Genomic DNA, 23,955 nt, shown 5'->3' with positions numbered 1-23,955 from the left:
CAGCACAGCCCGGAGGTGTTCGCGGACCTGCTCGGGACCACGTTCACCGAGCAGGCCGCCACGGTGGCCAAGCAGGTCGGTAAGTTCGCCGCCCGAGATCCCTATGCCTTCGTCGCCGAATACGGCGTGATCAAGTTGCTCGGTCAACACACCGACGATTCTCGACGAGTCGAGCTGGATCGGCTGTACGAGAAACTGGGTGGGCCGCTCGCCGACGTCGACGTGCCGGCGTTGCCTGCGCCGCCACTGACCGACGAGCAACTCGATGCCTTGGTTGGCGAGGTCCGCAAGACCCCGCTGCGTTCCGATGTCACCGCCGAGCAGGTGAAGCAGGCCGACGAGGCACTGGCCCCCGCGCTGCGGTGGCTCGATGTCGTGCCGCGGGCAAAGGCAATTGCAATCGCACTCGAAGAGGACGATCACCGGGTGTCGACCGCCTACCAGGACCTGGACCCGGCCCTTCGCGAATTCATCGTTCGGAAGCAGCTCACGACAGCAGAACTCACCGGGTATGAGTACCCCGTGGAGCTCATTGACTTCGCTCGTACGCCTGACGGCACAGTGTCCCAGGCGGCCCGGAAAGAGTATGCCAAGACTGGGCAACGGCACATGAATTTGTTCTTACACCCCATTTTTGCAACTGCCGGAGTCACCGTCGATGGCGATCTCGACGACGTCGAACTGGCTGCACTCTTCCGGGCAGATGCCGAGTTCCGGCGGAAGTATCCGGAGGTGGAGTCTTACCTCGATCGTGCCGACGATAGTGCACATACAGACCGCAACGATCCACCAATCGTCGAGACAGTCCTCCACGACGGTGTGCAGGTCAGAATGCACCTGGGCGGTCACGACGATTCGATACGCAGAAGTCAAACGACTCTGTTGACTGCCTTGTCCGCGTTGGTCGAGGGAGGCTATGCGCTGCCCAAGACCCTCGACGTCTACCTGCCGCGCTACGTCCGCTCCCTCACTCTGCGGCCCGTCCTCGACGAGGAGGGGCGACGCGTGCTCGATGACGCCGGGCGGACGAAACTCGACGTCGAGATAAGGGAACTCGGTGCTCAGCAGGGCCTGATCGCCGAATTCTGGCCGCCGCACCACGTCTTCGTCTTCCCACGTCGGAAGGTCGGCAATCCCCCGCAGGGTGATGGGTCAGTAACTTCCGCGATGGAGGACTTTGCCCTCGGGTACACGGTCCACGAGCTGATGCACTGGCTGCACTTCCAGCACCGCGGAGGTCAGTACCTAGATTCCGAATTGACGGACTTCTTGCCTGCGGCGAAGTCGACGGCGGGTCAGGTCAGTGACTATGCCGCGACTAATCCGCGGGAGTTCGTCGCCGAGTACGGGATGGGTCAACTGTTCGGTCGTCGATACGATTCCGAGACGGCGACGTCGGTTCACGCGATGTACGAAGCCTTCGGCGGCCCGATGCCCGCCGAGGGCTCGCGGCCGCTCGTCGCCCCGCCCCTGGACGATGAGCACCTGGATGCACTGGTCCTGGCGCTGGGCTGGGACGACCGGGATCGGGCTCTGGCAGCCGAGTTGGAAGCGAAGTTGGAGCCGTTCGACCGGTGGCGTTTCCTGCCCGACCGCGCTCTACTCGTTGAAGCTCGGTTGGCCGACGAGCCTGCGGTGAGCGCGGAGCCGCTGGTGGGCGCTCAGTCCGAGTACCACGAATCCGATGACTCCGTCGAGCGGCCGGTAGGCGATACCACTGCCGGGACACCCCTCCAGATGGCACGGTTCGACGGCGAGATCGCAGACCAAGGCGATCAATTCGCGGAGTTTGGGGTTGGGGCCGGGCCGGTGTCGCCGCCGACGCCGACGGCGGACCGGTTGGACAGGCTGGTCGCCGCCGTTCGTCAGCGGTCTGGAACGGTCGAGTTCAGTGCGGCGGCGATCGCGGACGCCGAGCGGCGGCTGCCCGTGTTCGACCGGCAACGCCGTGTCGAGGACCGGGCGGCGCTGATCGCCGATGCGCTCACCGGCGGCTCATCGCCCGATCATGCTTGGGACGCCTTCACGGTTCGGAACCCCGGCCGCGCCGAGCAGATCCTCGACAGGCTGGCGAGGATGCTGCCCGGCCGCGGGAGCAGTCTCGGCGGCGAGGTCAAAGAGGCGTACGCGGCGTTGACGGATCGGCATCGCACCGGGTCGACGATGCTCGCCGTGCTGGCCCTTGCCCACCACATCACGGATCGACCGCACGTCCAGGACGCTGACTCCGAGGGCGGCGAGACGAGTGCGGACCATCGCGCTTCCGCCCCGGCGAGTACCGCCGCGCTCGGCACGTCGACCGTCCCGGTCGCGGCGCCTGTGGTTGCGGATGGTGGTGCGCCCGGTGGGGGACGTGGTATCGGCGAGGGTTCTGGGGAAGAGATGGGGTCGGTGGTGGGCTCCTACAGCGATCAGCGGATGCTGCAGGCGGCAGCCGATCACATCGTCGACACGGCGCGCGACATCGACCGTGATGCCGCCGTGGTCGATGCGATGGATCGTGATCCGCTGGGTAGGGCGGTCATCGACGCCCTGACGGCCATGGAGATCGACCCGAATCACACCCACATCGCCTCCCTGCGAACCGCCATTACCAACTATCTTGTCGAAAACCCCCACAGGACAACGGTGTTGAAGCGGTTGCTGGCACCGACGAGTGAGCGGATCGACGTGCAGCTCGTGCCGTGGGACGCGGCCGTCGGGTTCGACGAGGAAGCCAAGTCGTTGGATTTCGAACAGGAACGGCAGATCCGGGATCTGGCCGCCGTGGTGGCCGACGACGCGCAGCGTCGGTTCGCCGATGGCGGACGCGTTCTGCTCGTTCGAGTCGAGGGCGGTGGGAACGGCAGGCCGTTCATGCGGTCGCGGGCTCGGGGTGTCGGTTTGACGCGCGCCGACATCACCCGCGACACCCTGGCTAGGGAAGTCCGCAAGCTCCTCGACGAGCGTGGGCTTTCCCCCGAGATCGTGGAATTCGCCGGCGCGCAGTCGCGGGCGCGTGAGATCCCGGACGGGGTTGCCCGCTCCGCCGACGAACCGACGAACGCGTCGGCCCGGCGAATGGTGGTGATCCGGTTCCAGGACGGGCGTGCAGTTCTGCCCGATGTAGCCGAGCAACACCGCAACGACGACGGCGGTCCTGACGCCCAGCCCGGCGATCGCCGCACACCGTCGGAGATCGCCGGTGATACCACGCCCGTTGGGGGTGTGGATGCACCCCGCGTGCCTCGACCGCCGGTGACGTCGCAGCCGGCCGATGAGGGCGATGCCTCGGCGGGGCGCGCCGACGTCGGGCACGAGGGTGCTCGGGAGGTCACGCCACCGGTATCGCCGGTGACGTTGCCCGTGCCGTCGCCGATCACCGACGATCCATCGTCGACGTACTCCCGTGTGCCGAGCGCCTCGCCGACGTCCGTCCCGACCGAGGAGATGCCGTTGCGCGGGCGCACAGACGGTCTCGCGGACGCCGCGCCCGATACCGGGTTGGCCGATTCGGCGGATTCGGTGGTGGGTGAGGATCTTGCGGATTACGGGCGGGTGCGGGTGCCCGCTGATGGTTGGTGTTTGTTGTATTCGGTGTTGGTGAGCGCGCCGCCGCAGCTGTTGCCGTCGGAGGTGTGGTCGGATGCGGGCGCTGAGCGTGCGGCGATCCTGGCGCAGTTGTCGGGGCCGGCGCGTCTGGGTGCTCGAGCCGTCGGCGGGTCGCCGCAGGCGTCGCCGCTGTTGCGTCGGGCGGCGGTGGCCTTGCGGGATGTGGTGCGGCAGTGGGTGGCCGGCCGTGATCGGTTGCCCGATGATGTGGTCGCGCAGTTCCGCCGCAGCGAGTCCCAGATGGGTCAGCTGCGTACGTTCTTGGACAACGCCGATCACGAGGCGCTGTTGGCTCGGCTGGAAGAGGCCGGAGTGAGCACGGTGCGAGAACCGCACTGGCTGCCCGTACCGATGATCGCCGGGCTCTACGCCCAGAATGGGCCGTCTGCGGGAAGTGGTGGGTCCGGGGTGGACGCCGTGCTGAGCACGCGTGAGCAGTTCGAGTATCTGCAGCGCCGTGGACTGTTGCCGGGTTTGGCCGAACTCGATATCGACGACCTGCGCACGGCTGTCGCAGACAGCAACGCCGAGCGGCCACTCACCGCCGAGGAGCACCGATCGCTGATCGAGGCGATCGACAACTGGCAGTCGGCCAGTGCCGGTTGGAACACCGCCTACGGGGAGATGTTTCCCGGTTTGGTGGCTCACGCGTTGGGTGCGCAGCTGCGCAACGTGGACCTCGGTGGGATGCGGATCGCCGGGCCCGAGGGCGGCCCTGTGATCGCGGTGTCCTATAACGGGCGCGATCATTTCGACGGCACCGGTGCGTTGACGTCCCTTGACGTGCAGCCCGGTTCGGCGAGGTCCACCTCGGTGGTCGCCGATCGACGCGACGAACCCGCGGTCGGCGATGACGACGCCTCCGATGGGGCAGGGTTGGGGGCGCGTAATGCTCCGACGGGGCGCGCGGAGACGGGGCGCGAGGGTGCTCGGGAGGTCACGCCGCCGCCGGCATCGCCGGTGCCCTCGCCGATAGGGTCGATCACCGAAGATCGGTGGTCGACGTATTCGCACGTTCCGAGTGCGTTGGCGAAATTTCTCCGGCGCAGTCCGTTGCCGACCCAGCGGCTCGACGCCCCGGCTTATGAGTTTCTCTCCGAGGCGCGATCGAGTGACGGTGGGTTGTCAGACGATGCGTTGCAACGGTATCTGGCGGGGGCTGAACGCGACCGCGAGATCCGCCTGAAACGATTCGACGAGCCAAGCCGCGTCAAGGCTGAGGGCATCGACGACGAGACGGTGCGCCAGGTCTTGGCGCACAACCCACTCGTAGACGAGGCGGTGCCCGAGCTTCGCCGCTATCTGGCGCGCGCCGACGGCGGCACGTCGGCCGACCCAGACGACGGGGTTGTTGCGGTTTCCGAGGAAGTCGAGTCCGGTGTGCGGGTGCAGTTCCGGCACATGGCTGATGATCCGCTGGCGCCACGAAGCCGAAAGTTGTTGCTGCACGCTGTGGCGGCATTGTCGAGTGCCGGCTATCGGCTTCCCGCGAGACTAACGGTCAACCTTGTGCCTCGGTCTTTGATGATCGAACCTTCCACCGTCGAGGGGGAACTGATCGACTTGTCCGAGCTTCACGGCGGGCTGTACCTCGACGTGGCGGACACCGGGTTCACGAGATTCCTTCCACCCCATGGCCTCGACGTGACGTCTAGGCCCGCGGCGCAGCGTGCCAGCGACGACGAAAGATATCGTGAGGTCTCCGACTCGACGGAGCAGCCGCACCTCGTCAGGATGCTTCGCGACCTCGTCCACGTGAGTCACTATCAGCACAACCCAAAGTGGTTCGCAGACCTGGTGGGCACGACATTCACCGAGGAAGCGGCTGAGGTGGCTCGGCTGGTCAGTGAATTCGCGGCGCGGGACCCGTATGCATTCGTCGCCGAATACGGTGTCATCCGGTTGTTGGGCAAGAAGTTCGATGACGATCAGCAGTCCGCGTTGGACGAGCTGTATCGGACTCTGGGTGGGCCCATGGCCGACCGGGACGTGCCGGTGTTGCGTGCGCCGTCGCCGAGCCAGGCGGAGCTCGACGCGCTGGTGAGCGAGGTCCGCAAGACTCCGCTTCGCTCCGACGCCACCGTCGAACAGGTGATGCAGGCCGAGCAGCAGTTGGTCCCGGCGCAGCGGTGGCTCGATCTGGGTTCGCAAGCCAAGGCGATCGCGATCGTCTTGGAAGAGGGTGACCACCGGATGTCCACTGCTTTCAATGAGCTGGCGCCGAAAGTTCGCGAATTCGCGATCCGAGAGCCGCGCGTGGTGTCGGAGCTGATCGATCGACGGAGTAGGTGGCATCGATTACATCTGCCGCATGCACCGGACGGTACTGCGTCAGAGGCAGCGCAGGCGGAGTTCTCCGCGTATTGGCAACGGCGGTTGGCGCAATATCTCGACCCTATCTTCACCAAAGCCGGGGTCACCGTTGACGAGGCGCTCGACGATGTTGATTTGGCAGCTCGGTTTTACGATGACGACCGTATTACTAAGTTGTACCCGGAGCTCGACTCCTACTTCGAGCGTGCCGACACGCAAGCGAAGACCGATCGCAACGAGGCACCAATCGTCGAGACCGTCTTTCACGCCGGCGTGCAGGTCACCTTCCACTCCTGGGGCAGCCACGAGTCGATCCGCAACAGCCGAGAGACGCTGTTGCGGGCGCTGTCCGTGGTGTCCGACGCAGGTTTCGCGCTGCCCGACACCCTCGAGGTGCACCTGCCACGGTATGTCCGCTCCGTCACCGTGCGGCGCGTAATCGAGAAAGACGGGCAACAAACGCTCAAGTTTCGATCAGATCAAGTCAGCGAGCTGCCGAGCCATGCTTGGGCCCTTTTCGCTGCGCCGCACCACATCTTCGTCGCCCCGCAGTGGACTGTCGGCAATGTTCCTCGCAACCCTCGTGTTTTAAGTTCCACCCTGCAGGAAGGCGCACTCGCTAACACCGTTCACGAGGTCATGCACTGGCTGCATTACCAACAGCAGACGCCCATGTTTGTCCATCTGAACGGCACGATCTTCCAGTCTGGGCCAGCGTCGAATGCGGGTGAGGTCAGCGAGTACGCCGCGACGAATCCGTTGGAGTTCGTCGCGGAGTACGCGACCAGTCAACTCTTAGGCCGTCGGCACGATGCTGCCACGACGGCATCGCTGGACACGATGTACGAGGCCTTCGGGGGGCCGGTGCCAGCCGAGGGCCCACACCCTGTTCTTGCCCCGCCCTTGAACGACAATCAGGTGGAGGCTTTACTGCTCGAGCTGGGTTGGGGCGCGCGTGATTGGAATCTCGCGATCGAGTTGGAACGGGAGTTGGAGCCCTTCGACCGGTGGCGCGTCTTGCCCGACCGGGCACGGCTCATCAAAGCCCGACTGGCCGGTCGGCGTGCCGCGACTAGCGAGCCGGTCGCGCAAGCGGGGGCGGAAGCGAGCTCGGCGGTGCCAGAGTCGGACACCAGGCTTTCTGGGGTGTCGGCGATTCGGGGTGTTAGGGGGGAGGTTTCTGCGGGTGGGTCGTCGGCGCGGGGGGCGGGTGCGCGGCGGCCGTTGCCCGTGGTGCCGGTCGATGGGCAGGTGTTGGCGGTGGTGCCGCATACCGGTGCGAGCATCGAGTCTGTCCGTGGTTGGCTGGGTGAGATCGATCGCGATGCTCGCGATGCTGGGGGTGCCGGCGGGTTGATCGGTTGTGGCGCCGCGACATTGGCGGTGTTTCAGCGGTTGTCGGGGTCGGTGGATGCGGCGGTGTTGGGGGGTGAGTTGCTGAGTCCGGACGATGTCGGCTCGGCTACGGGGTTGGCGTTGGTCCCCAACACCGTTGAGGGCATTGCGGATTACCTGGTTGGTCAGGGGCCGGGGGCTCACAGTGTGGTGGCGGTGCGCTTCGAGGATGGTCAGGCTCATGCGTTCAACGTCGTCTATGACGGGCGCGCGGTGTATGGCGTGGATGGGCAGAAGAACACGATCGAGATGTGGCCGCCGAGTTTGGGTCACGCGGGCAATCGTGTGCAGGCGTGGTTTGTCGGTACTGCCATTTATGGGGATCGGTCGGTTTCCGGCGCACCGCAGGGGGCTGATGTTTCGTTGGCGCAACCCGTCTCTGGCTCGGGCGCGCTGAGGGACGCGGGTTCGTCGGGGCCTGAGGTGGATGAGGTATCGGTTTCCCGGCCGCGGCGAACTGTCTTGCAGGGGTTGCCCGGCGAGGGTGCGGCGCCGGCCCGGGTGTCCGCGCAGCAACCTGCCGGTGTGGGTGACGGCGGGTCCGTGGCGGTGACACCGGAGCTGGTGTCTCGCTCGGACGCTCGCACCGATGCGGACGCGGGGTCGGTGGTGGAGTCGTCGTTCGATTCCGGAGGGGTGTCCGAGGTGGGTTCGGTCTCGGAGTTCGGTGGCACCGGTTTGGGTGAGATCGGGCGGGGTGGTGTCGAGGCTCCGCAATCAGGGGCCGTGGTGGAGCCGGCCGGGTTGTCGGGGCAGGAGTACCTTTCGCACCCGCGTGCGGTGGAGTTGGCGGTGCCCAGTGAGCTGGGCGGGTCGTGGGCGGGTGTGGTGTCGGATCAATTGGTGGGGCAGGTGGTGGATAGGGCTGGCGGTGCTGGGCCGGCGGAGGTGGTGGTGACCGTGGATGGTCAGCCTGGCGGGGCGCGGGACGCGGGGGCGGTGTTGGAGGTGCTGGTGCCCCGTGTGGTGGCGGGGTTGGCGGCGCGGGGAATCTCGGCAGATCGGTTCAGTGTGCGCGTGGTGCGCCGGTCTGCGGGGGTGGCTGGGATGGGCACGGTGGGTGTGCAGGTCCTCGAGGGGGCGCCGGCGCCGGTGCTCGATGCGGCTGACGTTGAGTTGGTCGCCGAAGTGGGCCGGTTGCTGCGGGCGGTGCATCGGCCGACGTCGGCGGCGCGGATCGTGGCGGCCCGCGATGGGGAGTTGGCGTCGTGGCGCGGTGAGGGGGTGACGGCGTTGTCGCGGCGGATCGCGGAGTTCATCCAGACCGGGCAGGTGGGTCGGCTACCGGGTGGGGCACCCCCGGAACAGACCAGGGAGACCACCGACGCTTCAAGTTCCGCCGGGCCAGAGACCACGCATGCTGCGGGCAACGGTGGAGGCCGCGGGTTGCGTCGGGTTGCGGCCCGCGAACGGCTCAGGGATCCGTCCTTCGCTGGAGGACTCGACTTCGGCGAAGGCACCCAGGGGTCTGCCCGTCCCATCGAAGTTCGCGATCACGTAGACCTCGATTCGGCCGACGAGACGTTGCGCGTAGATGGTGGCCGTGCGCAGGATGCGCCCATCGTCGGCGATGCACAAGCGGCCGAACACTGGCTGATGGCCGACGACGGTGCGCACTATCGCTCTGATGGTGGTGACGGAGTTGGACTTCTCTTGCGTGCCCTGGGGCCCGACGGATCGGAATTCGTACTGCTGGAGCACCCTCGGGACCTTCTGCCTGATTCGGGCACCTGGCGCCTGCCCGGTGGCAGCCGATCGGGCGATGAGAGCGTCATGGAGGCCGTCAAGCGCGCGGCGGACGAGCAAGCGGGTGTGACCGCTGACCAGATCACGGAGCGCAATGAAATGGTCACCGCTGGCCACCGGGCCAGCGGATGGATTCACACCACGGTCATCGCCGACGCTCCATACCTGCTCGACGTCTGGCCCAGCGACGGCCAGCATTCGGACATGCGCTGGATCCCGGTGGACGAAGTAGCCGAATTGAACTTGCATCCCGGTCTGGCGGCCAAGTGGGTTGAGTTGCGAGCCGTGATGTCCAAGGCTCCGTCGACGCTGCGTCCGAGCGCTCAGTTGGATCTGAGCGTCGGCCTCACGCAGGTCTCGAATCATCACAGCGACGTCAGTGGCAAGGCCACCTCCTTCCGCATCGACGACGAACCTCTCTTCGTCGTCGACGAGCGTGGTCCCGGCGTCGTCTTCGAGCAGGGACTCGCGCCGCAGACCGCCACCGGGGCCGACGAAGTGCCCTCGTTCGTGACGGCCGTCCGAGAGCGCGATCTGGACGCCGCGTTGTCGCAGTTGGACGTGTCTGGTCCAGGCCGCTTCGTCTACCGCGTCGATGCCCCGGGTGGGATCGAGACCGTCGATGGCGGCATCTTGTTCGCAGGCGGTGTCCGAAGCGCGAACATCGTTGGCGGGTGGGCGAATTCGGAGACCTCCGCCGCCGGGGTCGAGCAGTCCCCGTCTGCCGGAATGATGAACCCGAACTTCGATCCGGACTTGCCCAACGCGGTGCCGTTCGCCCCGCTGGGTCCTCGGGGGCCCGAGGTGGTCGAGCGGGAACTGCCCGGCCTGAGCTTCACAGCACCCCCGCATGCCGACGCCGACGCCGACAGCGACGACGGTGTCGAACCCAGTGGCCAGGAGTTGGACCAAGAGCCGCGGGCGCGGTCGAGCAATCGGCTCTCCACAGCGTTCGAGGCGGGATGGCAGTTCCTTCGTGGCGAACGGTTCGGTGCGGAGTCGGCTCAGTCGGAAGGTCCGCTGCTGTGGGGTGGGCACACCGCAGAGTCGCTCGATGCGCGTTATCCGTGGTTGAAAGAGGTGAATCCGGGTCGGGAAGGCGTTGAGGGACAGACCAACTGCGTGTTGTCGGCGTTTGCGTTCGTGCTCGCCGAGCGTGAGGGGCGGGGGTTCGAGGCGCCGCACACCGAGGTGCGGCTGGGCGCTGAGTTGGTCAATTTTCATCGCCAGCAATTGGGTCTGGCCGATGACCAGCACCGGGTGTCGTCGATTCCGGATCTGCGATCGGCGCGGCAGGCGATGGAGAAGGCGCCGCTGGGGGCGATGGCATTGATCGCCGTCAACGGTGGCCAGAGCGGGGTGGGCCACGTTCTGGTCGCCGTGCGCGATGAGCGGGGGGTCAGCTTCTTGGATCCCCAGCGCGGCACGGTGGCCGCTGATCCGCGTGGCGCACCCGCGCTGGCCATGCTGCCGCTCAGCGAGGGCATCGATGCTGCGCCGGGCGGGTGGCTGCTCACCGCGGCCGAGGTGAGGGCGTTCGAGTCGACGCCACACGACGACACCGTTGGCTCTGCGGGTGCGTCAGATGGGGACGTCGGCGAGCCGGACTCGTCGGCCCATGGTGATCACGGATTCGGCGCCAACAAGCGGGCGGCGACGGCGACTGGTCCGTCTGAACGTCGTGGGGACGGTGACGGCGATGGCGGCGATGGCGGGGGGAGCGCGCCCAAGCGCAAGGCGGAGCCGCGGGGGCGTGAGCCGCTCAAGCGTCGAATGGTCGGCGCGCCCGCTCCCGCCTCGGGGGTCGGAGGGGCAGGGGTGCCGGGGTCGTCGGTACCCGTGGTGGGGCACCAGGACTGGGGGGACGCGGCGTCGCCGAGTCCCGTTGCGGGGGGCGAAGCCCATGTTGCAATCCAGATCGTCGACGCTGGTGGAAACGTCAGAGTGGACGCTGGGGGCTACGAGCTCGTGGTGTTCGTGGATAGGGGACGTTCGGGTCAGCAGGTCAGGGTCTGGACTACCGAGGACCACATCGTCGTCGAGACCGTCGATGGCACCCCGGTCGGACGCTATCGCCGCTCGTACGGGACGGTGCCCGGTCCTCGCCGCAAGTTGAGGGTCCACGCTGATGGGTGGGTCGGAGTGCGGGTCGGCCGATTCGTGACCAGCCTTCGTGTGGGACGGGAGCACGCGGGTCGGGAGGTCGAGGTTCTGATCGAGCAGGATAACTTCGCCGTCACCGGCGACGGCACCCCGCTCGTTCGGCTCCCGCGCCGCTCCTATGAAGCCGTGACCGATCCTCCTCCCCGGACCTACACGGTCGACCTCACGGGAGCGGTCAGGATCCGGGTCCGCGGCGTGCGGACCACTGTGGGGGTGGGGATCGCGCACGCCCGTCAGAAGGTGCAGGTCTGGATGGAAGAAGACCAACTCACCGTCAGAATTCCCGATGACGCGAGCACGCCACCTCCTTCGGTCACACGCCGCCCCCACGGACCGGGGACTGATCCGCGCCCATGGACCATCAAGGTGGAGTCCGATGGGTGGGCCCAGGTGAACTTCGAGGGACTCAGGACCAGGGTTCAGGTGGGGATCGAGCGTGCGGGCGAGACGGTCGAGGCGCGTATCGAGGAGGAGCACGTCACCGCCAGGACCCTCGACGGCACCCTGATCGCACAGCTGCCTCGCCCCCGAGCCGGGGTGGATGCCCGGCTTCGGACTTCAGAGGTGCCCTCGGTGGGGAATGTTCCGGGTGGCGTCGAGAGTGAGGGCGATGCTGCGTCGGTGGATGGGGGTGACGAGATCGCGGTGCAGGCGGACGTGCCGACGGAATTAGTCGACCACCCGGCTCAGCTGTGGGTGGAGGGTGAGTTGCTGGATCAGGCTCGCACGGCGTTCGTCGAGCATCGCGCGGGGGCGTTCGACGCCCACGCCAATCAGTGGGAGTGGTCGCCTGTCCTCGATGAGGCGGGGAACTCCCATACCGTGATCGTTGGGCATCGGATGGAGCCGATTGCCGAGAACGATTTGGTGTTCCCGTTGCGTGATCCGGCTGATCCGTTGCATCGGGTGCATCCCGACTTCGCCGACGAGGCGGGACACACGGCTGCCGAGGTGCAGTTGCAGGCGGTGGAGGCGCCCGACGACCTTGCGGGGTGGTTGAACATGCCTGACGCGGGCATGCGCCCCGGGCCGGAGACGATGAGGGTGCAGCGCGATCTGGTCGCCGAGGTGGGGCAGGAGATGTCCACGTTGATCGCCAATTCCGGTGCCGGGGCGGCGACCACGCCCAGTTTCCTGTCAGGTCGGACCCGTACCCGGCGGTTGACCGCCGCCGATGGTCTACGCGATCACGAACAGATGTTGATTGGTCAGTACGGCTTGTTCGTCCGTCACGAGGTGTCGCCGTCGGAGATCACCGGGGTGCAGGGGCACATCTTGGGGATCTACATGGGTGCGTGGGTGGAAACCCGAGCTCAACAGAATGCGCTACAGGCGAAGTGGCCGGATTTCGCCGATTATCTGATGCTGGCCCATCACCGCAGCCGGTACTCGGGTCTAGGCGCAACCAACGGGGTGGCCTTCGCCAATACTCCGTTGACGCCTGATGCCACGCGTTATGACAAGAGTCGTTTCAACGCTGCCTTCGTGCCGTTCACGCTGATCATGACCGATCACAATGGCAGACCACGCCGACGGTCCGTCATGGTGCTCATTGGGCTGGAGAACTTGCGACCCGGTGAGCAGGTCTTGGTGAGTTACGGGCCGAACTACCTCAAGCAATTCGCCACCCTGCACACCCCCGTGGTCGCGGTCAAGACCGAACCCCCCGAATCGCCGCCCCTGAGTCCAGCACCCCCGGCGTCTCATCCGCTGTCCGATAGCGGTGAGGCGGGGTTGGTCGGTGGAGATGACGGGTGGGCGGGGCTCGTGAAGGCTTCGGTGGGGGCGCGATTGGTCGACGAGGACCTGGGTCATCGGGTGGGGGAGGTGGACGCGGCCTGGGTGGCGTTGGGCGAGCGTCGGGGTCGGGCGAACACGCCGGAGTTGGAGGAGATGTTGTATCAGCAGGTGCTTAACGGTGAGCACCGAGCTCGCGTGTTGGGCAGTGGCCGGTCGGCGTCGGAGTCACCGGTGTCGTCGATGGGGGAGGGATCTTCCTCAGGGGTGCGGAGATCTGGTGGGCGGGCTGACGTCGGGGTGGAGCGGAATTCACGGCCGTCCTCTACGACGGCGTCCACCGCGACCCCGCCCCTCGCGGCGCGCATCGTCGCCGCGTCTACCGCCACGCCGGGTGTCGCGCTGCCGCTGTCCGATAGCGGTAAGGCGGGGTTGGTGGGTGGGGGCGGGCTCGTGAAGGCTTCGGTGCGTGCGCGGTTGGCTCGGGAGGGTCTGGAGCATCTGGTGGGGGAGATGTCCCGGCGCCCAGTCGAGGATTCTGATGAGGGTGCGGAATCTCCCGTCGGCGGGTTGGCCGCGGTGGTGCCCCCAGCGCTGACGACCCGTGATAGCGATGAGATGCTGGATCGTGCGGGTGTGGACGATCCGGGCGGTTCCGAACAGAACGACCCGCGGTCGGGGTCATCGCATCTGGCTCGCACGTCGGGGGCTTCGCCCGTAGCCGGATCCGGCAGCCCCGGCTCGACGGCGGTGGGGCCGAATTCTGTTGGGCGCGCCGGTGTTCGAGTGGGCCGGGCTGGTTACGGGGTACCTCTGGGTGATCGGGAGGGCACGGTTGAGGGCGCAGGCCTTGGCACTTCGGCGGCGGTGTCGTCATCGCCGGCACCGGGGCACGCGTGGGATGATTTCGCCGCGGGTGACGCGGTCGGGTCGCAGTTGGTGTTGGGCGCGGTGGTTAGGGAGTTGGCGCGCAACGGCGTCGTCGATGACGACGTGGCGGCACACGTCAGGTTGGGATACGCGGCGCTGTCGCCGGCGGAGAGGCGCGGTAACAGCACCGCAATAGGCCAGATGCTAGCCACGTGGATACTGACGGGGGAGCACCACGTCCGACTGCTCGGCGGTAGCAGGCCCGCTGGTGGTGACCATGGATCGGGTTTTGCGCAAGGCTCCACGGGCTCAACGGGCGATCAATCGGCGCAGTATTCGACAACTGGTCCAACGGGGTTGACAGAGCTGAGCCAGGCTGTCGGGGCCAAGATGCAGCCGAAGACAGACGGTTTGGACGATGTCATGGGGCCCGACACTTTCGGTGTGCGGCACGCACCGGCTGCTCCCGCTTTTCTCAAGGGTTACAGCTATGCGAACTTGCCCGCGCGCAAGCGTGCCGCGTTCTTCGATTTGCTCGACATGGTCCGAGCGGCGCCGCCAACAAGGGTGGCACTCAGGCCGACCAGGCTTGCCGACGGTCCGGTCAGCGAGGGCATCGAAGTCCCGCGGAACAGTTCTGCTATCGGTTCGAAGACTCAAAAGGTTCCACACCTGGCCTTCTCGATCTGGCTAGGCGGCCCCCTGCACGACGATGACGGCGCCCGGAAGGAGTTCATGGACAACGTCGCAGAGGGCAAGCGTTTGAATCCAGACTTCGGTCTCGTCGTGCTGACCGACGTGGCACGGGCGGAGTTCGACGCAGTCCGCGGCATCCCGCTGGCCCAATTACAGGGTCGCGCCGCCCAGGTGCGAAAGATGTTGGAGTGGGCCGAGCAGGCTCACATCGCCCTCGTCAACGTCGACGAGGTGTTCAACGCCGACCACATGACGGCGTTGCTCGCCGCGGTCCGTACCGAACGCGCGCGCGGCAATCCCCTCGGGTACGCCGCGGCGAGTGACATGTTGCGAGTCTCCTTCCTGCACAGGTTCGGCGGGGTGTACTCAGACGGCGACAACAAGCCCACCGGGAACATCGAGATGGCGGCACACGCTGCGGCAGACGCGAAGCCAGGTCTCGCCATCGGGGTCTGGTGGCCCGACCAACTCCACAACTCGTTGCTCGCCGCGGCGGCGGGTTCAACGGGCACAAGGGCTTACGTCGAGGTCCTGTTTGACAACTACACCCTCTCTTATTCGCACCTTCTCGTTGCCGGACGGTTCACAAGCGTGGATCCGTCCTCGTTGTCGCACGAACAGACGACGGAGATGCATCAGGCCAACATCACGACACTGCCCGAACAGGCGAGTCAATCGACGGGAGCGCATGAAATCATCAGGCGCACGGGGCCGAGTTTTCGGACTTACGATCGCATCGCCCGACGTCTGGGCCTGTCGAACCGCGCTGCGCTGCCACACATCCCACGCGGCGTCTACAAGGTGGAGACCTCGAAGAGTTGGGTTGACACCCACGGTAGCGACGAGGAGCGTCCGCGCGCCGATTTGACCACGCTGAGTGCCAACGTGATCGGTGCCGTCGTCTCGTTGCACCGGGAGACACGGGCCCGGCCCGGTGGGGTCTACCTACCCGCTGCCGCCCGAACCATCGACCAGTTGCCGCCCGGACAGCGCCAGCAGGCTTGGGAGGTTGCCCTTGAAACGTTTGGCTCCACCCTGTCGCCGGAGACCAGGGTCGACTGGATCGCGGCGAGCAACATCGACCTGCCGCTGCGCGCCGTTCAGCTTCTTGGTCGTCTGTTTCCAGACGCCAAAATCGTAGTCGCGCCGCGGGATCGTCGGGATCCGACGTTCGGGCAGGGCATCGACGTGCCGGGTCGTCGCGAGCCCGCCGGCGAGCAGGAGACCGGTGGTGTCTCCGAGCAGCGCGGCGAGTTGATCGACCTGGTGAAATTCACCGAACCGGGCTCCCGCGGTAGAGCACCGGTGGAAGACCTACGGTTCGCAACGACTGAGAGCGATCGAAGTCCGGCGTCCGACGGTGACTTTCGACTCGGCGCATCAGCTCCGACGGGCATGGCGGACGTAGAACCGCGACGGGGTCCGTTGCCTGGATCGTCCCCGAGGTTGTCTTTCTCGGTTCGGGGGTTGCCGGTCGCCTCCTCGACGTCCGAGCGGCGGGTCGTGGGGTCGGCGGGCGATGAACGGGCGGGGTTGGAGTCCGAGGGGGATGTGGTGGTCGGCGGGCAGGCGGGTGGTGGTTCGGAGTCTGTCGAGGCGGGTCTTTCGGGTCGTTCCGGCTCGGTTGGGGATTCGATTGGTGAGGTGGGGGTTGCCGACGTGCGGGAGGCGGTGGGCCCTGATCTCGGCGATCAAATCGAGGATGCGCCCCTCTCTGGTGGTGCTCGGACGGGCACCGGTGACACTGTGGGTGTAACGATCACCGCTAGCGACTCTGGGACTGCGGCCCCCACCGAGACTTCCCCTGTTCGAGCAACCACCCCGGTTGCGCACCTTCGAGTCGCTGACCGGCAAGGCGATGATGCCGGCTCCGGGCCCGGAGCCACAGTCGACTCTCCTCGAACCGGTTTCGACGTGGAGGACCTCGAGCAGGCTGGCATCGGCTCCCCGACTGACGATTCCGCGCGCCAGTCGGGCTCGGATGTCGGCGTCAGCGAGGCGGGTTCGGTGGCGGAATCGCCGAGCGGGGCCGCGCCTGACGAATCAACGCCGGTCGAACCGCCCGGTTCGTCGAGGCGCTCGGATTCGTCGTCGGGGCGGGACGTCGACTCGGTTCGCCGTTTCGACTCTGCCGGCGAGCAGGCGGGTGTGCCCGACGTTCTCGATGTCGATGCGCTGTTGACCGACTTGCGGGAACGGGCGGCCGTGGTCAGGCGAAGGCGAAGCGGCGCCGAGAACGCAACGGTCGACGATGATCGGTTGGGTTCGGATCCGTTCGGCTTCCGGGATCTGGCGCCGGCACCGGATCTGTTGCAGAACGTGCAGTTGAGTGACGTGCCGACCGGGGAGTTGGGGGGATACTTCAGAGCTCTCGACCTCGCCGCGGATGGTGTTGAGGTGCCGTCGGGTCCGGACACCATCTGGGCGGAGGAGACTCCGCGCGACGGGTGGTGGTGGCCTGAAAAAGCGCGGCCTTCCGGTCCCAGGGTTTCGCTGCCGCCTCTGCCACCGCGGTTGGAGATGCCCCAGATGGTCCACACCATCTGGTTGGGCGGGCCGGTGACCGATGGACGCCAGGTCACTGCTGAGATCCGGCGGAATGTGGAGGTGTTGAGCGGCAAGGCCCGTGACGTGGGTTTGAAGGTGGTGTTGTGGACCGACGTGACCCGCGAACAGTTCGCTCTCGGTGGTGACGACGTGGCTGAGATGCGCGCGTGGGCCCGGCGCCATGGGGTGATTCTGCTCAATCCCGACGAGGTGTTCCACAGCGGCGAGCCGATGACGCTGGCTGCGGAGTACCGGCTGGAGACGGCCAAGTTCACCGCCGCGGGGTACGGCGCAGCCAGTGACGTCCTTCGTCTGGAGATCCTGTACAGGTTCGGCGGTCTGTACACCGACGGTGACAACGAGGTGAGGAGCCTGGAGGGCGTGCGCGGACTGTTGAAGTCTCCGGCGATCGCGGTGCATCAGGGAGGTGGCCCCAATAACTCGATCATCTTGGCGGCGCGCCGGCATCCGTTCATCGGGCGGTACCTGGCACGTATAGCGGACAACTATCGCAAGCGGCAAGACGAACTGGGTCCGGACCACGGCGACGTCCCAAATTCACGCAAATGGCAAAGCCTCATATACTTCCATCCAAACCGGGCTCTAGCGAATATGTCGTTACGGCGGCGTTCGGTTCTGGAGCGCACCGGTCCTTACAATTTCGACGCGGTCGCGGCAGGTGTGGCTGGCACGGGGGCCAGAGCGGATCGAATCCCGCGGGTTCCTGGAATCGTCAACGGAACCGCGAACGCCTGGAACGATCGCGCGCCCCGGCATTACTCCTACGAGCAGATCCAGGACGTGTTGGCGCACGCGGTGAGCGGGTTGATCCGGGATCTGACGAATCGGCGGGGTGACCTCAACTTGGCCGCAATCGCCCCGCTCGTTCAGGGCTTACCCGATCAAGATGCGGGTTGGAGGGTCGTCGTCGGGTACATCCTGGGTGAGCCGGGTTTGCTTGAACAGGTGCAGACGGTGACCTATGCGTTCTTGGACGCCGGTCGCATCTCCGAGACCGAGCGTGGGCCAACCGTTCTTCACGAAATCGCCCTACCACAGGAGGTTCGGGACGTCTTCGGGTTGCCGCCTTACGGACAGGTTGAGACGGTGGCGGGAAAATGGTGGAGGGCGGCGCTGTCAGTCCAGCTGCCGGTGGTGCGGAACCCCGACTCGGGGACCGTCACGGCTGTGTGGGATGAACCGTATGCGCCCAGTGGGTCATCCGTTTCCCGTCGCAGTGACACCGACGACACGGATCGCCGCGACGTTGAGTCGGTGAACAACTCGGCTCATGCGGAGCCGTGGTCACCTAACGACGCGGTCACGAGCATCCCGACCCCCGCCACACTCGGAGACCTGCTCTTCAGCCTGCAGCGGGGTGATGAAAGCGATTCGTGGAGTTCGGATGACGAATCCGACATCGACAGCCTGCACACGCGGATCGATCCGCCGGAGACTTCCCTGACCAGCTTCGGGCGGATCGTGGCCGGCCGGCACGATCGCTTGGACGAGCACGAGCACCGGGTCCAGGGGCAACCGGGTCCGGAGCTACAGGGAGTCGCCCAAGAGAGGGTGATCTTCCGGGAGACGCCACGGGGCAGGGGCCTTCCCGACACCAACGGAGGGCCGCACGATCTCGAGTCCGATGAGGTCGCGCGACGGGTCGTCGTGATTCGAACCGAAGAAGAGGCGACCGCAACACCCGACGTTCAGATCGACGAAGCCGAACACCAGCACGACTTGTCTACCGACACCGCGCCAATCCCGATAACCGTCACCGCACAAGCCGGAAGCACGGCACGAGCGTCGGCGGACGTTGTCACAACCTTCGAGCCGCCCCCGGCGTCGACGTCGAGAGCCGACGATGGCCTCCACCGGCGTGGATCGGTCGACAGAGCATCGATCAGCACCGGACTTTCGGGCACGTCGACGACTAGGAACGCGGACCGGCAACCCTCTAGGGCCGAGGTGTCGACGTGGCGGACCGATGCGTCTGCGTCGGTGGGCGGGGTCGGCCGACGGCCGCTACCCGTTGCGCCGGCCGATGGCCCGGTGTTGGCGGCGATACCGCACACAGGTGCCAGCATCGAGGAGATCGGGGGATGGCTCGGTGAGATCAATCGCGACGCCCGCGATGCCGGGGATGGCGCTGGGCTGATCAACTGCGGCCCTGCGACATTGGCGGTTTTCCGACGGCTGGCGGGGTCGGGTGACGGTGACCGGGCGGGGCGCGAAGAACTGAGTCCTGACGAGATCGGCCTGGCCACGGGGTTGGCGTTGGTCCCCAGTACCGCTGGCGGCGTCGCCGAGTATCTGATCAGCCAGGGGCCGGGCGCACACACCGTGGCGGCGATGCGCTTCGAAGGCGGTCACGCCCACGTGCTCAACGTCGTCTACGACGGCCGCGCGGTGTACGGCGTTGACGGGCAGAAGAACACCATCGACGTGTGGCCGCCGAAATTGGATCAAGCGGACAATCGGGTGCAGGCGTGGTTCGTGGGCACCGCCTTCCACGGGGACCGATCGGTATCCACTACACCCGAGGCGTTTGATGAGACGTCAATCTCCGCGCCGGAGGAACCGGCATCGGTGCCGTATCCGGCGCGTACCGTCCTGCGAGGGCTGCCCGAACAGGATGCGACCTCGACCCAGCCGCCCCCGCAGCAACCGTCCGATGCGGGTCGGAGCGCGTCCACGGCCGTGACAGGTGGAACACCGCCGATAGAGGTGAGTTCGTCAGCCGACGACGTTGGAGCCGTGCTGGTATCCGGCGGCAGCGGTCCTGGTGCTGCGGGAGATGACGCACCGGCCCGTTCCGCGAGTGCTGCGGACAGCGATGCGGTGGGGGTGCCGGGGGGTGGGGTGCGGCCGGACGTGTCGCGTGGCGAGTCGGCGTCGAGGTCGGTGGGTGGCGGCCGGGTGCGGGGTTCGTCGGACGGTGGTGCCGGCGCGGGGCGGGACGGGTGGGAGGCGGGGGTTCGGGCCTCGGTGCGTGCGCGGTTGACGCGGGAGGGTTTGGCGCACTTGGCGGGGCGGGTGGAGCCGGCGTGGGCGGCGCTGAGTGAGCGGGAGCGGCGGGCTAACACCCGGGAGTCGGCCGACATGCTGTATTACCTGGTGGTTCACGGGCGGTCTCGTCCGGGTCTCCTCGGGGCCGGTCGTGGTGGTGGCGCGCCGGTGGCTGGGGGGCCCTCGGGGAGTGGAGGTCGGGGTGAGCGCCGCGTTGAGGAGGGCAGCGGTCCCCCCCGGTTGGCGGCTGGGCCGACGGTGGTGGCCGGGCTCACGCCCGCCGTGGCCGGGCCCGCTGAGGTCGGAGGCCCTGCGGCCGGTGAACAGGGTGAGCCGGACCGGGCGCTTCCCGACCGTCGCGATCAGCCCGCCCCGCCGGTGAGGGAGGATGGGTTCCGACCCGAGATGCTGCGCCGGGCGCGACAGGCGGCGGGCTACTCCCAGGGCCAAGTCGGAGCCCTGGTCGGGCTCAGTCATTCAGCGGTGTCCGAGTGGGAGTCCGACGCTAACCACAGAGAGCCAAGCGCGGAACAGTACGCCCGAATCCGGGCCGAGCTGAGTCGAGCGGCGGACACCCTCGCGTCTTCCGGCGGTCCCCGGGACGTACGCACCGTCCCCAGCAACGGGACGGTGATGAGGACCCGCGCTACCGGCGGTGACGTGAACGCCGGCAGGCATCGCGCGGGGCAGCGAATTCGTTTGGAGCGCGTGGAGTCGCGGGATGGCGCAGGGAGGACGGTGCAGATGGTGGAGGTGTCGTTCGAGGACGGCTCGGGTGGGAACCCGCAGAGGTGGGGTGCGTTCGCGCTGCACGACGACCACTTCGGCTACACCCTGAACGACGGCACCCACGCACTTCATGCGCGCAACGAGGTGCGTATCGCGCTTGGCACAAGCGTCAGCCAGACGAAGTTTCCCCTGCGTGGTCTGCTCGGGGGCTGGCGTGGTCGGGGTCGGGGTCGGGTGTGGGCGGTGTTCGGTACGCACAACAATCGTGTGACCGTGACGTTCATCCTGAGGGTGCGGGTCGGCGCCACGGGGGGGATCGAGAACGAGGTTGACGAGTATCGCGCGGTGCCCGAGGAGGCGCTCGGGGTGCTTCTGGGGCACGCCTTCCTCGACGAACCCTCGCCCAGCAAATGGATCGGGCCGAGGGTGAGGCCGGGGCCGGTGCCGGGCACCGGGGACGTCCGGGTGATCGACGTGGGTCGGGCGTGGCGCGAGAATCCGTATCGCAGGGGTAGGGTGCCGACGGTGCGTCGGGTGCGGCTGATCGACGCGGGTCTGGGTTCGGGCGCGGGGGGGTCGGTTCCGGGGGGTGCCGGCGCGTCGGTGGTGGCGGGTGCTGACGGGTCGGTGGGGCTGCCGGCGGTGGCCCGTGCCGTTGGCGGCGGTGTTCGGGGTGTGGTGTCGCCGCATCCGATGACGGGTGCAACGAGCGGGGATCACCGTGGGTCGGGTGATGGGCTGGAGTCCGAGTCCCCCGGGGGTGCGGGGTCTTCAGGGGTCCGACGCTCCGGGGCCGGCGTCGGAAGTGGTGAGGGAACGCGTGCAGCGGTGGCTCCGGTCGAGAGGCCCGAGGTGTTCGGCGAGGGTCCGGATCCGGTGGTGCCGGCGGGGTTGCGCAGGCTTGGTATTCGGCCGGATGGGTGGTGTCTGTTGTCGTCGGTGTTGCACAGTGCGCCGCCCAGTGTCCGGATCGCGCGTTTGGGCGGGGGCCGGACGTTCGCGGACGGGGTGCGCGAGCTGCATCGGGAGGTGGTGCGGTTCGTCGACAGTGGCGCAGCGATCCCTGCGGACGCGGTGCGTCATTACCGTGGTGTGCGGGCCGGGGCGCTTCGCACGGCTTTGAAGCCGTTCGTCGGGGATGCTCTGCGTCGCCGGCTGGAGGAGCTGGCCGGTGAGCAGTACGCCGGGTTGTGGCGTGCGCAGGTCGCGGATCCGGGGTTGACCGATGAGCAGTTGGTCAACGAATTCTTGGGCTTCCTGTACGAAAACGAGCTTCTGGTGCCGGGGGAGCGTGCCGCGCTGCGCACGGCCGTGCAGGAGTGGCCGCAACGGTGGGACAGCGCCGTGGGGGAGATGTTCGCGGGGTTGGTGGCTCATGTGTTGGGGGTGGAGGTGCGCGTGCTCGACGGGGCGTCCGGCGCCGTGCGGGCGAGGTTCGGGCCTCGGGGCGGTGAGCACGTGTGGGTGTTTTACGACGGGTACGGCCATTACGACGGCAGCACCACCGTCGGCGCGGCGGTGGTCACCGGGCCGTCGTCGGCGGTGGTGGCCGGGTCGACGCCGGCGGTGGCGAGCGACGGGGGGGTGAGGGCGCAGGGTCCGGCCGGGGTCGAGTCGTCGGTTCCAGTGTCCGGGCCCGGTTCCGGCGAGTCGGGCGGCGTTAGCGGCCGACGGCGGCGGGACCGCAGTGACGACGCGTCCGCGTCCGAGCCGGCCGCCAAGCGGTTACGGACCGTCCGGCAGCACGGGTCGGATGCATCGGGGTCGGCGGCCTCGGGTGACGAGGGTGTTGAGCGCGCTCCGGAGTCGGTGCCGGAGGTGTTGGAGGAGTCGGTGCCGGGGGCGTCGGAGGCGTTGTCGGTGGGTGGGGTGGAGCGTCCGAGCGATCGGTGGGTGGAGGGGGATCTGCTGGATCAGTCGCGTACGGCGTTCGTCAGGCATCGTGCGGTGGCGTTCAACGATGTGACCGGTCGGTGGGAGTGGGTGCCGGTCGTCGATGAGTCGGGGCGGGTGGAGTCTTTGTTGGTGCACCATCGGATGGAGCCGATCGGCGGTAACGATTCGGTGTTCCCGTTGCGTGATCCGGTTGATCCGTTGCATCGGGTGCATTCGGATTTCGCCGACGAGGCGGGGTTCGTCTCGCCGCTGGTGCGGGTGCGGGCGGTCCGTCCGCATTCGGATGCGGCGCGGCATGCGGGCATTCGGGGGCCGCGCCAGGAGCTCACCCCGGCGATGGTGGCGGCAGTACAGGGTCTGGTCGACGAGGTGCACGACGAGATGTCGACGTTGATCGCGAATTCCGGTGCCGGGGCGGGGGTCGGGCAGCGCAGTTTGTTGTCGCGTCGGACGCGGACGCGGCGGTTGACTGTCTCCGACGGTCTGCTCGATCACGAACGGATGCTGATCGGTCAGTACGGGTTGTTCGCCGGTGATGAGGTGGCCGAATCCGACCTGCACGGGGTGGAGGGTCACATTCTCGGGATCTACATGGGGGCGTGGTTGCGCACCCGCGCCGACGAAGACGCCGTGGCGACGAACCTGCCGCGTTTCGGTGATTATCTGATGGAGGCCAACTCGAGGAACAAGTATTCGGGGTTGGGCGCCACCAACGGGGTGGCCTTCGCCAATACGCCGTTGCTGCCCGACGCCACGGAGTACGACGGCGGTCGTGTCAACGCCGCGTTCATGCCGTTCACGGTGACGATGACCAGCGCGCAGGGTGTGTCGCTTGATCGCACGGTCATGGTGTTGGTCGGGTTGGCGAATCTGCGGCCGGGGGATCAGATCTGGGTCAATTACGGGTCCCAGTACCTGCGGATCTTCGCCGATCTGCACAACCGCGCGGACGAGGTGAAGAGCGAACCGGCCGATGAGTCCGCCGTGGGCGCGACCCCCTCGCCGTCGGCGTCTCGTGCACCGTGGATCCGCGGCGAGTCGGCGGCGTCGAGTGGTGGCGTTGCGGACCAGCCCGGGTGGGGGGAGCGGGTTCGGAGGTTGGTGCGTGCGCGGTTGACGGATCAGGGCTTGGCGCACTTGGCCGGGCGGGTGGAGGCGGCGTGGGCGGCGCTGAGTGAGCGGGAGCGGCGGGCCAACACCCAGGAGTTGGCCGACATGCTGTACAACCTGGTGGTTCACGGGCGGTCTCGTCCGGGTTCGTAG

At 67.3% G+C, this 23,955-nt stretch carries 1 protein-coding gene (running past one end of the window); it reads left to right on the top strand.

The features are described from left to right. A protein-coding gene (locus G6N61_RS00700; RefSeq protein ID WP_163916029.1) for a toxin glutamine deamidase domain-containing protein crosses the window boundary here: on the top strand, positions 1 to 23,955 show its 3' portion. Its footprint begins 4,350 nt before the window's first position; the window shows 23,955 of its 28,305 coding nt (coding positions 4,351–28,305); its start codon lies beyond the left edge, outside the window; it ends in the stop codon at positions 23,953 to 23,955.

Source organism: Mycolicibacterium arabiense (genome assembly GCF_010731815.2).
Taxonomy (GTDB): domain Bacteria; phylum Actinomycetota; class Actinomycetes; order Mycobacteriales; family Mycobacteriaceae; genus Mycobacterium; species Mycobacterium arabiense.
This window is presented reverse-complemented; position numbering and strand designations above follow the sequence as displayed.